Source organism: Kribbella sp. NBC_01510 (assembly GCF_045040325.1).
GTDB lineage: Bacteria > Actinomycetota > Actinomycetes > Propionibacteriales > Kribbellaceae > Kribbella.
Genome location: NZ_CP109418.1, coordinates 587,261 through 600,966 on the forward strand (window position 1 = coordinate 587,261; position 13,706 = coordinate 600,966).

General features: G+C 67.3%; 14 protein-coding genes and 1 tRNA gene. 7 read left to right on the plus strand and 8 right to left on the minus strand.

Going from position 1 to position 13,706, the window contains the following annotated elements; translation table 11 throughout:
• Positions 1-249 precede the first annotated feature (249 nt).
• The gene (locus OG558_RS02925) at positions 250-1,557 is read left to right on the plus strand and encodes an NAD(P)/FAD-dependent oxidoreductase (RefSeq protein WP_405068822.1); all 1,308 of its coding nucleotides are present in this window, start codon (positions 250-252) and stop codon (positions 1,555-1,557) included.
• Positions 1,558-1,643: 86 nt separating this feature from the next.
• On the opposite strand, the gene OG558_RS02930 is transcribed toward OG558_RS02925, so the two are convergent.
• Positions 1,644-2,300, minus strand: coding sequence for a response regulator transcription factor (locus OG558_RS02930; protein ID WP_329481434.1), 657 nt, complete (start codon positions 2,298-2,300; stop codon positions 1,644-1,646).
• Between the two features lie 67 nt (positions 2,301-2,367).
• Positions 2,368-3,489, minus strand: a complete 1,122-nt coding sequence (locus tag OG558_RS02935) for a histidine kinase (RefSeq protein ID WP_329481435.1) — start codon at positions 3,487-3,489, stop codon at positions 2,368-2,370.
• Positions 3,490-3,593: 104 nt separating this feature from the next.
• Here OG558_RS02935 and OG558_RS02940 point away from each other — a divergent pair, with 104 nt between their 5' ends.
• From OG558_RS02940 to OG558_RS02950, 3 genes are all read left to right on the plus strand, one after another.
• Complete coding sequence (locus OG558_RS02940; RefSeq protein WP_329481436.1) at positions 3,594-4,100, plus strand: ACT domain-containing protein; 507 nt, start codon at positions 3,594-3,596, stop codon at positions 4,098-4,100.
• Between the two features lie 2 nt (positions 4,101-4,102).
• Positions 4,103-4,654, plus strand: coding sequence for a peptide deformylase (locus tag OG558_RS02945; RefSeq protein ID WP_405068823.1), 552 nt, complete (start codon positions 4,103-4,105; stop codon positions 4,652-4,654).
• Positions 4,655-4,680: 26 nt separating this feature from the next.
• Positions 4,681-4,766: transfer RNA gene (locus OG558_RS02950), tRNA-Leu, on the plus strand.
• A 216-nt stretch (positions 4,767-4,982) separates the two neighbouring features.
• On the opposite strand, the gene OG558_RS02955 is transcribed toward OG558_RS02950, so the two are convergent.
• Positions 4,983-5,345, minus strand: coding sequence for a hypothetical protein (locus tag OG558_RS02955; protein WP_405068824.1), 363 nt, complete (start codon positions 5,343-5,345; stop codon positions 4,983-4,985).
• Between the two features lie 1,242 nt (positions 5,346-6,587).
• Positions 6,588-8,021, minus strand: a complete 1,434-nt coding sequence (locus tag OG558_RS02960; RefSeq protein ID WP_405068825.1) for a cytochrome bc complex cytochrome b subunit — start codon at positions 8,019-8,021, stop codon at positions 6,588-6,590.
• Positions 8,022-8,228: 207 nt separating this feature from the next.
• Between OG558_RS02960 and OG558_RS02965 the strand changes: the two genes are divergently transcribed.
• The gene (locus OG558_RS02965) at positions 8,229-8,780 is read left to right on the plus strand and encodes an AAA family ATPase (protein ID WP_405068826.1); all 552 of its coding nucleotides are present in this window, start codon (positions 8,229-8,231) and stop codon (positions 8,778-8,780) included.
• Positions 8,781-8,827: 47 nt separating this feature from the next.
• On the opposite strand, the gene OG558_RS02970 is transcribed toward OG558_RS02965, so the two are convergent.
• The 3 genes from OG558_RS02970 to OG558_RS02980 all read right to left on the minus strand — a co-directional run bounded on the left by OG558_RS02970 (position 8,828) and on the right by OG558_RS02980 (position 10,974).
• Complete coding sequence (locus OG558_RS02970) at positions 8,828-9,418, minus strand: DinB family protein (RefSeq protein ID WP_405068827.1); 591 nt, start codon at positions 9,416-9,418, stop codon at positions 8,828-8,830.
• 100 nt (positions 9,419-9,518) lie between these two features.
• Positions 9,519-10,049 (minus strand): hypothetical protein, encoded by a 531-nt coding sequence (locus OG558_RS02975; protein WP_405068829.1) that lies wholly within the window; start codon positions 10,047-10,049, stop codon positions 9,519-9,521.
• A gap of 94 nt (positions 10,050-10,143) precedes the next feature.
• On the minus strand, positions 10,144-10,974 hold the full coding sequence (locus OG558_RS02980) for a uracil-DNA glycosylase (protein WP_405068830.1): 831 nt from the start codon (positions 10,972-10,974) through the stop codon (positions 10,144-10,146).
• Positions 10,975-10,991: 17 nt separating this feature from the next.
• Between OG558_RS02980 and OG558_RS02985 the strand changes: the two genes are divergently transcribed.
• Positions 10,992-11,576, plus strand: a complete 585-nt coding sequence (locus OG558_RS02985) for a flavoprotein (RefSeq protein ID WP_405068832.1) — start codon at positions 10,992-10,994, stop codon at positions 11,574-11,576.
• On the opposite strand, the gene OG558_RS02990 is transcribed toward OG558_RS02985, so the two are convergent.
• Complete coding sequence (locus OG558_RS02990; RefSeq protein WP_405068833.1) at positions 11,505-12,926, minus strand: MFS transporter; 1,422 nt, start codon at positions 12,924-12,926, stop codon at positions 11,505-11,507. The genes OG558_RS02985 and OG558_RS02990 overlap by 72 nt on opposite strands.
• A gap of 130 nt (positions 12,927-13,056) precedes the next feature.
• On the opposite strand from OG558_RS02990, the gene OG558_RS02995 reads away from it, so the two are divergent.
• Positions 13,057-13,632 (plus strand): TetR/AcrR family transcriptional regulator, encoded by a 576-nt coding sequence (locus tag OG558_RS02995; RefSeq protein ID WP_405068834.1) that lies wholly within the window; start codon positions 13,057-13,059, stop codon positions 13,630-13,632.
• Positions 13,633-13,706 lie beyond the last annotated feature (74 nt).

The window sequence follows — 13,706 nt, forward strand, 5'->3', positions numbered from 1 at the left end:
GCAGCGTTTCCTGGCTCGGCATCAAGGTCTTCGTCGGCCCGGCGAGGGGTGGCTTGCGGTTGTGTGTCGGTGCGGGTTGGCGCTGGTCGGGCGGGGGTACGGGCCTCACCATGAGGGGATGAGAGGTCACCCGGAGGGGGACTGTTCGGTGGGTGAGATCACCCGCGAGAGGGTTTGTGAAATCTTTCACGAGTGCTTAGCGTTGAAGTGAACATGAAGTCTGAAGACCACTCAGGGAGAGTGAACCGCATGACTGCCCAAGTGCCGCACATCCTCGTCGTCGGAGGCGGTTACGTCGGGATGTACACCGCGTACGGCCTGCGCCGGGCGGCTCGCAAGGGCCGGATCCGGGTGACCGTGGTCGACCCGCGGTCGGTGATGACCTACCAGCCGTTCCTGCCAGAGGCCGCGGCCGGCTCGGTGGAGCCGCGGCACGTCGTGGTGCCGCTGCGCAAGACCCTCAAGGGCTGCCGGGTGGTGACCGGCCGGGTGACCGGGATCGACCACGCCCACAAGGTCGCCAAGGTGACGCCCGAGGAGGGCCCGGAGTACGAGCTGGCCTACGACCAGATCGTGGTCGCGCTCGGCTCGATCGCCCGGACGCTGCCGATCCCCGGCCTGGCCGACGAGGCCACCGGGTTCAAGAACGTCGAAGAGGCGATCGCCCTGCGCAACAAGGTGCTGGACCGCCTCGACGTCGCGTCGTCCCAGCCGGACCCGGTGCTGCGCAAGTCCGCGTTGACCTTCGTCTTCATCGGCGGCGGGTACGCCGGTGTCGAGGCGTTCGCGGAGCTCGAGGACATGGCCCGCTACGCGACCCGGTACTACGACAACATCAAGCCCGAGGACATGCACTGGGTGCTGGTCGAGGCCACGGACCGGATCCTGCCCGAGGTCGGCCCGGATCTCGGCAAGTACACCGTGGACCAGCTCCGCAAGCGCAACATGGACATCCGGCTGGAGACCCGGCTGGAGTCCTGCGAGAAGGGCCGCGTCGTACTCAGCGACGGCGACGAGTTCGACGCCGACACGATCGTCTGGACGGCCGGCGTGAAGGCGAACCCGGCTTTGGCCGCGACCGACTTCCCGCTGGACGAGAAGGGCCGCGTCAAGGCGCTGGCCAACCTGCGAATCGAGGGTGTCGCTGACGCCTGGACCGCCGGCGACAACGCCGCCGTACCCGACCTGACGAGCGAGACCGGCGCGTACTGCGCTCCGAACGCCCAGCACGCCGTACGCCAGGCCCGCCAGCTCGCCGCGAACATCCTCCGGGTGGTCGACGGGCAGCCGCCGCAGGACTACGAGCACAAGTACGTCGGCTCGGTCGCGAGCCTCGGTCTGCACAAGGGCGTCGCCCAGCTGTACGGCGTGAAGGTCAAGGGCTGGCTGGCCTGGTTCCTGCACCGGACCTACCACGTGTCCCGTGTCCCCACCTTCAACCGCAAGGCACGCGTCATCCTCGACTGGACGCTGGCGCTGTTCTTCCGCCGCGAGGTCACCAGCCTCGGCAGCCTCCAGACCCCGAACGACGAGTTCCGCCGCGCGACGCAGTCCTGAGTCGCTGACTGAGTCCTTACGTCCGAAGAAGTGTGGGCTGTAACCCACACTTCTTCGGACGTTACGGGGTGGTGGCGCGAGGTTGCCTAGTGCAACAGATCGGCGTCGTGGACCAGGAGCGCGATCTGCACGCGGTTGTTCAGGTCGAGTTTGGTCAGGATGCGGGAGACGTGTGTCTTCACGGTCGGGACGCTGAGGTAGAGGGTCGCGCTGATCTCGGCGTTCGACTTGCCCTCGCCGACCGCGACGGCGATCCCCCGCTCACGGTCGTTCAGGCCGGCGAGACGGGCGACCGCCTTGGCCTTGCGGTTGTCCTGACCTGAGGCGGCGACCCTGGTGATCAGCCGCTTGGTGACGGCCGGCGAGAGTACGGGCTGGCCGGCGGCCACCCGCCGTACCGAATCGACGATCTCGGCCGGCGGGGTGTCCTTGAGCACGAAGCCGGCGGCCCCGGCACGGAGCGCGCGCAGCACGTGCTCGTCGGCGTCGAACGTGGTCAGGATGACGACCTCGGGCGCGCCCGGACGCCGCCGTACGGCCTCCGTCGCGGTCAGGCCGTCGGTGCCGGGCATCCGGATGTCCATCAGGATGACGTCCGGCGCCAACTGGTCGATCAGCCCCTGTACGCCGCTGCCGTCACCGGCCTCGCCGACCACGCGGATGTCCGGCGCACCGCCCAACATCAGCTTCAGCCCAGCGCGCAGCAGCGGATCGTCGTCGACAATCAGGACCCGAATACTCATCCACGTCCTCGGTTCGCTCCGGGCCCGGCCGAGGCACGAGATCGGCTGTGCTTGATGCTGAGCTCGCTCATGCCGGCCACGGTAGCCAGGCGAAGAGCCGGAACTCGCCGTCGGGGGTGCGGCCGTGCTCGATCCGTCCCTCCACCAGGGCGGCGCGCTCGGTCAATCCCTTCAAACCTTGCCCGTCCCCGCGTCTGCGGTTCGGCGCGGGGTTGCGGAGCTCCACCTCCAAGCCGTTGCCCGGGGCACCGGATACGGTGATCTGGACGGGCTCGCCGGGCGCGTGCTTGAGCGCGTTGGTGAGCCCCTCCTGCACGATCCGGTACGCCGTCCGCCCGACGTGCTCGGGTAGTGCGCCGGGCGCGTCCAGCACCAACTCCACCGGCAGCCCGGCCTTGCGCGAACCCTCCACCAACACGGGCAGATCGGCGAACGTCGGCTGCGGCAGCTCCCCCACCGGGGCCCGCAGTACGCCGATCACCTCGCGAAGGTCCTGCAACGCCTGGTGCGCGCTGGCCCGGATGATCTCGGCAGCCCCGGCGACCTCCGCGGTGGACGCGTCCGGGCGATAGGCCAGCGCGCCGGCATGCACGCTCAGCAGGGACAGGCGATGGCCGAGTACGTCGTGCATCTCGCGGGCGATCTCCTCGCGAGCCCGCAGCTGGGCCTGCTCGGCCTCCAGCTTGGCGACGGTCTCGGCGCGTTCGGCGCGATCCCGCAGAGTCTGCAGGAGCTGGCGGCGCGATCGGATGTAGAAGCCCCAGCCGGCCACCGCGATGTAGATCGCGATGGCGGCGACCATCAGCGCTGTTCCATCGGCCTTGTGCCGGACCTGGATGTAGACGAGCAGGCTGACCGCGTTGGCCACGAAGATCAGTAGCGACGTACGCCAGGGCTTGTGGATCGCGACCGTCATGATCAGGACCAGCGCCGCCCCGCTGGCCGCCTCGGAGTAGATCGTGACCACGGCCGCCACCAGGGCCAGCTGGACAGGCCATCGGCGGCGGAACCAGAGCGTCAGGCACAGCGCCATCCCCGACACGAAGTCGAACGCGAGCAGGCCCCGGTGGACGGGATCGCTCTCGCCCTCGCTGAACGTCCAGATGCCGAACAGGATCGCGAGGACGAAGACGATGCTGTCCACGATCCAGTCCCGCCTGCTGCGACGGCGATGTGTGGACCCGGTCATGTCCCGAATGTAGCGGTGCGTAAGCGCTCTCCAGGGCAGTTGTGGCTGTCCGCATACCGAAGTCGCTTTCTTGAGCTACTTAGGTCGGCGGTAGGTTTCCGGGCATGAGTCAGCTCGCCGTCACCGTCATCGGCCCGGATCGCCCGGGCATCATCGCGGACGTCACCGAGGCCCTGGCCGGGACCGGGGTCAACCTCGAGGACTCCACCATGACGCTGCTGCGCGGTCATTTCGCCATGATGATCGTCTGCTCCGGGCCGTACGACGAGGTGAAGTCCGCACTCGAGCCACTGCGCGGTGAGCTGGTGATCACGGTGCGCCGGGTCGGCCCCGAACACGAGCACGCGCCGATCGGAGCGCCGTACATGCTGAGCGTGCACGGCGCCGACCGGCCCGGGATCGTGGCCGCCGTGACGCGGATGATCGCGTCGGCCGGCGGGACGATCACGGACCTGGCGACCCGGCTCAGCGGGGAGCTGTACGTGCTGACCGCGGAGGTCGAGCTGCCGCCGTCCGCCGAGCTGGACATGCTCTACCGCGCACTCGACATCACCGCCGAAGAGCTCGGCGTCGGCGTCACCTTGCGCCCGGCCGAGAGCGACGACCTGTGACCGTGGCCGAATTGATTTCCGGCTGGACTCCTTCGCAGCTCGGCGTGGCCGGTGAGGTTCTGGACGTGGTCCGCGCGCCGCACCCCGTCCTGGCGACCGAGGGCGCGACCGTGGATCCGCTCGATCCGGCGATGATCCAGCTCGCGGCGGATCTGGTCGCAACCATGGGGGTGTCGCCGGGTTGCGTCGGTCTGGCGGCGCCCCAGGTCGGCGTGGCGGCGCAGATGTTCGCCCTCGACGTGACCAATCACCCGAAGGCGCGCACTCGCCACGGCGTCTTCGTGCTCTGCAACGCCGTCGTGGTCGAGGCAACCCGGCAGGAGAAGGGCCGCGAGGGCTGCATGTCCGTCCCCGACTTCACCGGCGACGTCAAACGCGCCACCCGCCTGACCGTCACCGGCGTCCTCCCCGGTACGACGGACGCCCTCACCATCACCACCGACGCTTTCGAGGCCCGCGCCCTCCAGCACGAGATCGACCACTGCAACGGCCAACTCTTCCTCGACCGCGTCGCCGGCGCCCACGCCGTCTACCCCCGCAAGGTCTACAAGTAACTTGTAACCTCAAGGCGAGCCGGCTGGCCCGGGTGGCGGAACGGCAGACGCAGCGAGCTTAAACCTCGCGGCCCTCACAGGCATACGGGTTCGAATCCCGTCCCGGGCACCATCCTCTGACCTGCGAAGATGCGTTGCGGGGAATATTAGCCAGGCTGAAAGAACACCCGCGATAGTTGCAACAGCGGTTGCAGTTGTCAGTGCAGCCCGAAGGCCAGCCGATTTGGATGGGCGGATGTCTCCTGTACGTTCCGGCTGCCTGGCACGCACGTCACAGCGGCTCCAACGGCGCTTTCGGAAGGACTTCGTGGCGCGCCGAGGCGGTCCGTCAGATGAAGGGACCCTTCATCCGACGTGCGTTGCCCGGTCCGAGGTTCGCTCGGCTGCGGAGCACGGACTCGAACGCGTCGGGCTGGTCGGGGGTGACGATGGGACTGACCCTGCGTCCGAGGTCGACGACAAAGCCAGCCTTCTTGTTCGGTCGTTTCCTGTCGAGGTTGGCCCAGTACCGCGGGTTGCCCGTTCCCCAGAAGCGCCACTTGCCGGACCAAACGCCCTTGATCTCGATGCGTTGGAGGCCTTGGATCCGCGCGTACGGAACGCGCTTGGTACCGAATGGGAAGTAGTAGGAGCGGATCTCCAGCCGGTCGGTGCCGCACACGATCGTGCCGTCGTCGTAGGTGTCGGTCACACTCGAATTTTATCTCCGCTTCGAAGCGCGAACATGGCTCCCGCGATCCGTGCTTTCAACTATCGCAGACCACCTGGCGGACGGCTGCCAGATGGCCGTCCGTGCACCTCAGCCGTCTCGGTTGCAGCTCGACCGCGTTCGGTCGCGTTCAGGCGGCGTGCACTGCACGGGCGACCGAGGCGACACGAACCCGTGCGGATCGCCCCGAACACGGCCAGGGTCGAACCTAAACCTCGCGGCTCTCACAGGCATACAGGTTCGAATGCCGTCCGGGGCAGTAGTAGTGGAACTGGTCCATGTCCTCGTCATCGATCCTGCGCAAAGGCCTTTCGATCGACAACTGCCGGACGAACGCCGACCCTGGGATTGCACGGCAACACACTCATCCAGGGAGCCGCGGTCCGTGATGTTGCGAGACTGATGGCGGACCGCCGGCACTCACGAACTTGCCGTTTCCAGTCGAGCGCTTTCCTACGCGAGCGTCGCTGGAGGTCATCGATCGAGGTTGGTGAGCGGCAGCTGCCCGCGCCCGCACGCCAGTCCCGGCGACCCCCACCGAAATCACGCCGCCGCCGGTACGCCGGGCAGCGGTCACAGCGCGAGGCCGTGGACCCCAAACAGGGACCGTGAACAGGAAATAGCGTGTTCAAGGTCCCCACCGCGTGACCCAGCTCCCCACTCCAGGTCAGCGAGCACCTCGGCAACTCGTCGCCGCGAAGCCACCATCACGGACTCCACCTGTCTACTAGTGCCTCGCCAAGAAACGTCGAGGTCGTTACCGCACTCGCCTTCCGCCCGGGGCAATTTTCGGGGGAGAACCTCGCAGCTGCACCCTTGTACCCACCGCATACCCGGGGTGAAGGGACAAGATCAGGGGTGAACCCCGCACCTGGCCGCCAGGTCCGGCTTCGGGATGGTGGTCACTGCGGATTACCTCCCCAACCTTGCTTGACGCGGCACTAGCACGATCCGTGCTTTCGACCGTCGCGCGTCACGTGTGCACGGTGCACCATAGAGTGTCGTGTGCCACCTGATGCCCTACGATTCCGTGCCTCCTGATGGGCCGATGCAGAGGTCCGCCATCTGGCTCACTCGGTCGTCGTTCCGTTTGCCGAGCGGAATGCGCACTACGGAATCTGCAAGGCCGGAAGGCTCATCCCTCCTGTCAGGCCTGCAATGAACTCCCCCGAGGCTCGGAATACATATCACCATCGCACGGGCTGAGCACGCTCCTGATGCCTGTCATTCAGCACCTTCGTGCTTTGCGTCCGTCGTCGCGGGGATGGTCTGTGCGGTCACCGCGCGGTTTTCCGCGGATGCACCCACGAGCTGCCAGCGCCGATATACGTCGACCGAACGGTGTTGCTCGACGTACCCGCCGTCCGTGCGCCGGACCACCTGGCCGGTCTCGACGCCGAGCACCGCGATCTGCGCATCCCGTTCCTGCAGCCCGGTGCAGATGCGGCGGGTGATCACCAGTGCGGCGGGCGGGCCCAGAACCACGAGGACCTGGAAGACGTGCAGGAGTGAGTTGACCGAGAGGTGGAACTGCACGGCCATGGTGTCGGCGCCGGCTGCGGCCCAGAGGATGCCATAGAAGGTGATACCGGCGACTCCGATGCCGGTTCGGGTCGGGTTGTTGCGCGGCCGCTCGAGGAGGTGGTGATGCCTGCGGTCGCCGGTCAGCCGCTCCTCGATGAACGGGTAGACGGCGACGAGCGCAAGGAACAGCGTGCAGACCGTGACCGGCATCAGCACGGCCAAGCTGAACGTTTTGCCCCACCAGACGAATTCCCAGCCTGGGGCCAGCCGAAGCGAGCCGTCGAGGAAGGCGAGATACCACGCCGGGCCGACACCGGCCGAGGTGTTCGCCGGATCCGCAGGGCCGTACAGCCACACCGGATTGATGGTCGCCGTCGCGGCCATGAGGATCGTAACCCCCGCGACGAAGCAGAACAGGCCAACGCTCTTGACCGCGGCCACAGTCGCCGGACGTCCTACCACGTTGTCTTCCGTTCGCCCGGGTTCGGCGAGCTGCGCGGGCTTGTGCCTCAGCGCGAGGACCGCACCGACAACGAAGAGGACGACAAGTAGGGCGGGCAGGACGACGATGTGCAACGGGTAGAACCACGAGAGCACATCGCCCGGGAACTGCCCACCGAACAGCAGGGCCGAGAGGCCAGAGCCGACGAGCGGAGTCGCCTGCAGGACACCGTCGAGTACGGCGAGGCTCGTGCCGGACGCCATGTCGTCCGGGAGTGAAGTGCCGGTGAGGCTTGCGGCCAGCATGACGATGAGCAGCCCGACGACAACGAGCCAGTTCAGGCGCCGTGGCCGACGGAACCCGGCGGTGAAGAACAGCCGCAACAAGTGCAGCGTGATCGCCGCCATCATGATCAGCGTGGCCCAGTGATGGATCTGGCGGATCAGCAGTCCACCGCGGACCTCGAAGGTGATCGCCATGGTCGAATCCAGTGCCCGTGACATCTCTGCGCCGTGCAGCGGTGCGTACGGTCCGTCGTACACGACGTGACCGACCGACGGTTCGTAGTACACCGTCAGGACCACGCCGCTGAGTACGATCACGACGAAGCTGTAGAAGGCGATCTGCCCGAACAGCAGCGACCAATGGTCGGGGAATACCCTTGCTCGCAGGTTGCTCCATGGGCGGTGCATGGCTCGACCCTCCTTGGTCATCCTCCACGCCGGGCCGCAATCCGCGGTCATCCATACGACGCCGCAGCCATCGCGCCTGTGACGTCCCGTGTCGCACATCACGCTCTCGTCGGCGCTGGATCGGACAACGCCGGCTTGCCGTCTCTGCTTGAAGGCGTCTGGCAAATGTGATTGCCGGGCTTGGGGTGCGCTGACACGATTTCGGTCATGATTGGTGTTGGGGCGTCGGACTGCTTGCTTGTGACGGGGATGCCTGGGGCCGGAAAGTCGACTGTGACAAGGCTTGTTGCCCAGCGGCTGGAGCGTTCCGCTCGGCTCGGCGGCGACGAGCTGAACGGGATGATTGTCAATGGCTTCGTCTGGGCGCTGGGTGAGCCTGCCGATGAAGCGGCGCGGCAGGTGGAGCTGTTGCACCGAAATCTGTGTGCGCTGGCGAACAACTTCTCCGACGCCGGGTTCACGCCCTTGATCGATGCGATGGTGCCGTCCCGCGAGAAGCTGGACTTCTTCCTTGATCTCCTCAGTGCCCGGCGGGTCTTGTTCGTTGTCCTCGCGCCGGGCATCGACGCTTGCCAATACCGCAACACCATCAGGGATCCCCGTGAGCGATTCGACTTCGACGGCTACGAGACCCTCGACGCCGCCATGAAGCGCGAGTTTGGCGATGTCGGCTGGTGGTTCGACACCGCGACCCTTACCCCCGATCAGACCGCCGATCGCATCGTCCGCGAAGCAAGCCGACGTGCCCTCGTGAACTGATTGCGGACCCGATGCGGGAGGACTGCCCGGTCGCTGACACGTAACCGTCAGGCGTTGGTCGGGTCGGCTGCCCTGGCGGCCTGCTCGATCTTTGCGCGCTGCTCCTCCCAGAAGGCGGCGTCGTGCCTTTGCACGGCCATGCTCTCCGCGTCCGTTCCCACCGCTCCGTCGAGTTCTTCGCGAAGGATGTCGGCGTGGCCGGCGTGCCGACTGGTCTCGGCGAGCATGTGGACCAGGATGTCGAACAGTTTCACCTCGGGGCGCGGCCACCACGCAACGTGGCCAGGGGCATCGATGGCGAGCCCTTTGATCGTCGCGTCGCTGTGGTCCCACACTCGCCGGTATCGGTCGATGATGTTGCTGCGGGACTCGTACTCGGTCGCCCACATGTCGGCGAGGCGCTCGGTCTCGACATCCCAGCGGGGCAAGGGTTCGGGGAAGGGACGATCGAAGACCTCGCCGAAGTACCTGGCTTCCCAGGTCGCCAGGTGCTTGATCAAGCCCAGGAGGTTGGTCCCGGTAGTGGTCAGCGGGCGGCGGGCGTCGTACTCCGAGAGCCCGTCGACCTTGGCGAGCATCGCCTCGCGGATATGTTGCAGGTAATCGTGCAGATATGCCTTCGCGAAGTCGTCGATCATGGGACAGGACCCTGCCACTCGCTCCTGGTGGGATCAACCGCCTCTTTGTGGAGATGGCACCGCCGCCGGGCCCCCGAGCGCCGGCGGGCGGTGCGGCTCGTCAGTTGCCGGTGTTGATCACCTCGGTGAGGGCACTCACGTTGAGGATTTCGGATCCGCCGCAGGTACCGGTTCGGCGGGTCAGAGAACCGCGCAGGTCGTAGACGCCGTCCGGGAACTCCATGACACCGTTGACAGTGCCGGTGTACCGACACGTTCCCTTGGACGTGGTGATGTTCAGGTCGATGCCGTCGATCGTGTAGCCGCGATCCTCCACGAGGTCGAGGGTCCACGGCAGGGCGTTGGGCGTCACCCGGGTGCCGTCGGTGCAACTGACGATGATGTTGTCGATGGCGGCCTTCACCTCGCCGCCGCCGTCGTCAGCTGTCACCCGACCGCTGAACTGGTTCCCGCATTCGGCCAGGACGCTGTTGTCCGAGTTGATGAACTCCATTCCGGTGCTGGTGAATCCATGGACCGACTCTGCCGCGGCGGATGCGGACGCCTGGGGCGCGGCCGCGAAGGCCAGTGCGGCTGCCGCGGCTCCGGCGGCGATGCGGACCTTCACCAGACTCCTGCTGTCGATGGTCATGCCTCTCCTCTGCTCTGCTTTGTTCTGGGTAGCTGGGCGCCAGGTTGCAGACGCGGCCACTCATACGCAGGGCATCGGTCAGATGGTTCAACCGTCAGAGGCCGGCGATCGACTTCGCGCGGGTGAGGACTGCGTCGAGCATTGCTTCGGTGAGTTTGCCGGTGAATGTGTTTTGTTGGCTGGGGTGATAGCAGCCTAGGACGGTGACTTCGCCGTACGGCGTTTCGATGGGGTGCTCTACGGCGTGGCCGAAGGGTGGGCGGGGTTTGGGGACGGTGCCTCCTACTGTGGCCAGGGCGGCGAGGAGGGCGTCGTAGCCGAATTTGCCGAGGCAGATGATGGCTTGGGTGGTGGGGAGGACCAGCTCGAGTTCGCGGCGGAACCAGGGAGCGCAGGTGTCGCGCTCTTCGGGGGTGGGCTTGTTGGCGGGTGGGGCGCAGCGGACGGCCGCGATCATGCGCGTGCCGATCAGGTGGAGGCCGTCGCCGGCGTGTTCGCTGGTGGGCTGGTTGGCCAGGCCGACGCGATGGAGGGCGGCGAAGAGCCAGTCGCCGGAGCGGTCGCCGGTGAAGACGCGGCCGGTGCGGTTGCCGCCGTTGGCCGCTGGGGCGAGGCCGGCGATCAGGATCCGCGGATCGGCGGCACCCCAGCCCGGGATCGGGCGGCCCCAGTACGGCTGGTCGGCGAAGGATTTTCGCTTGCTGACGGCAACGTCTTCTCGCCACTCGACGAGACGCGGACAGGCGCGGCAGACGGACACGCGCGCCTCCAGCTCCCGCAACTCTCCGGTCGCCGCCAACCGCAGCACCCCGGACGCATCCTCCGCCACCGGAGTACGTCGTACGGCGGGATCCTCCGGCCAACCGGTCCCAGGCGGCACCGGACTCTCGAACAACTCCCCGGTCAACGGATGCGGCAGCTTCATCCCCTCAGACTAGGGACATGAGCGTCATCGGAGTGGTCGCGTCGGCAACCGGCGGCGTCGAGCAGTTGCGGGTGGGGCTGGTCAGGCCTCTGCTCGATCGGGAGCATCAGGTGGCGATCACCGTCACGCCGACGGCGGCCGCGTGGATCGCGCCGGCTGAGCGGTGGGAACTGGAACAGATCACCGGACTGCCGGTGCGGTCGCAACCCCGGCGTCCCGGGGAGGCCCGGCCGCACCCACCGATCGACCTGTTCGTGGCGGCTCCGGCGAGCGCCAACACGGTCGCCAAGCTGGCCCTCGGGATCGGCGACAACCAGGCGTTGAGCGTGCTTTCGGAGGGACTCGGCAGTACGCCGATGGTCGTGTTCCCGAAAGTGAACGCGGCCCACGCGAGGCATCCCGCGTGGGCCGGTCATCTGGACACACTGCGCGAGGCAGGCGTCGTACTGGTGGAGTGGGAGTTGCTGGAGCCGCGGACCGAAGCCAAGCGGGAGTTGCCTTGGGACCGCGTCCTCGCGGCAGTCGACGGGTTAGCCGACCAGTTCTTCCAGGGCCGGCTCCGCGACCGTGGGGCGGGGATGACGGATGGTGGGGATGGCTAGGGCGAGGAGGACGGCGGCTGCGGCGAAGGTGGAGAGGAGGAGGAAGGTGTCGGTGAAGCCGGATTCGGCGGGGAGGCCGTTGGGCTGGAGGTGGCCGGTGATGATCGAGCTGGCGAGGGCTGTGCCGATCGAGCCGCCGATGGTGCGGATGTTGGCGTTCATGCCGGTGGCGACGCCGGTCTGCTCACGCGGGACACTCTGAACGATCAGGCTGGTCATCGAGGCGTACGCAAACCCGAGCCCGACGCCGAAGAGCGCGGTCGACAGCGCGACCTGCCACGGCTGGTCGTGGAACTCCGCGAACGCCAGCGCCGCGACCAGAATCAGCGCGGAACCCCAGACCACCTGGGCCTTCACGTGGAACCGCGGCGCCAACGGCCCACTGAGCGAACCGGTGATGGCCATCGTGACCAGCATCGGCAGCATCAACAGGCCGGCCTGCGTGACACTCGAGCCGAACCCGAACCCGGCAGCCTTCGGGATCTGCATGAACTGCGGCACGAACGCGTACACCGCGAACATCGCCGCACCGAACAGCAGCGCCACCAGGTTCGTCGTCCAGACGGCCGGCAGCCGCATCATCCGCATGTCGATCAGCGGGTTCCGCGACCGCAGTTCCACAGTGATCCAGGCAACCAGCAGTACGACGGCAGCCGCGAACAATCCGATTGTCAACAATGAACCCCAGCCCCAGGACCGGCCCGCACTCAGCGGCAGCAGCAGCGCGACCAGCCAACCGGACAGCAACGTGGCGGCCAGCCAGTCGATCCGGCCGGGCACCTTGTTCGGCGACTCGGGGACGTAGCGGCGGACCATCACCGCGGACACCGAGATCACGACCATCGGGATCCAGAACAGCCAGCGCCACCCGAGCGACTGCACGATCGGGCCGGCCAGGACGATGCCGAGACCGCCACCGGCGGCGATGATCGCCGACACCACGCCGACCACGGATGGCACCCGCTCCGACGGGAACTCGTCCCGGATGATGCCGAACGACAGCGGGAACACCGCTCCGCCGACACCTTGCAGCACGCGGGCTCCGATCAGTACGGCGATGTTCGGGGCCAGCGCGGCGAGCAGACAGCCGACCGCGAGCGCGATCAGCGCGATCAGGAGCGTGCGCTCCTTGCCGTGCATGTCGCCGATCCGGCCGAGCAGTGGGGTCGCCACCGAGACCGACAGGAGCAATGCGGTGAACACCCAGGTGACGGTGCTCGGAGTCGTGTGCAGGTCATGCTGAATAACGGGCAGCGCCGGGCTCACCAGCGACTGCAACATCGAGAACGAGGCCACGACCGTCGCCAGCACGGCCAGCGTCAGTCGCGGAGAAGTTGTGTTTCCAGGCATGCAAAAGTCCTTCGAAAGGGAGGTGTGCGCGCCGGACTAAAGCGCAGAAGTTCCCCGGCCTGGTAAAGTCGAGGTATGCCTCCACTATAACGGAGGGGTGCCTCCGGTTTCAACTGGTTAGGGTGAACGCGTGGTGAATGAGCAGTCCAGGCCGGCGTTGCAGGTCGACGTACGGCGGCCGACGCGGGCCGATGCGCGGCGGAACTTCGACGCGTTGCTGGGCGCTGCGCGGGACGCGTTCGCCGGCAAGGGAGCCGACGCGTCGCTGGAGGACATCGCCCGCCAGGCCGGCGTCGGGATCGGGACGCTGTACCGCAACTTCCCGACCCGGCAGGACCTCTTCAACGCCGTGTACTTCGGTGAGATCGAGGAGCTCTGCCAAGCGGCCGAGGACGTCGCCGACCTGCCGCCGTGGGAGGCCCTGACCACCTGGCTGCGCCGCTTCGTCCAGTACGCCGCGACCAAGCGCGCGATCTGGGAGTCGCTCAACCGCGACTCGGACCGATTCAAGACGGCCCGGGAGGCGATGTACGCCGCCGGCACGCCGCTGTTCGAGCGCGCGCAGGAGGCGGGCGAGGCGCGCAAGGACATCAGCTTCGACGACCTGCTGCGGATGGTCAGCGGACTGACCGCGGCCGGCTTCGTGGACGACGACCAGCGCGTCCGGGTGCTCGAGATCGCCCTCGACGGCGTCCGCGCCCGCTGATCACGACAGCGCGACGCCTACATTCCAGGCGTTCCCCGGGATCTGGATCTTCCCGGCGTACGGGATCACCTGCT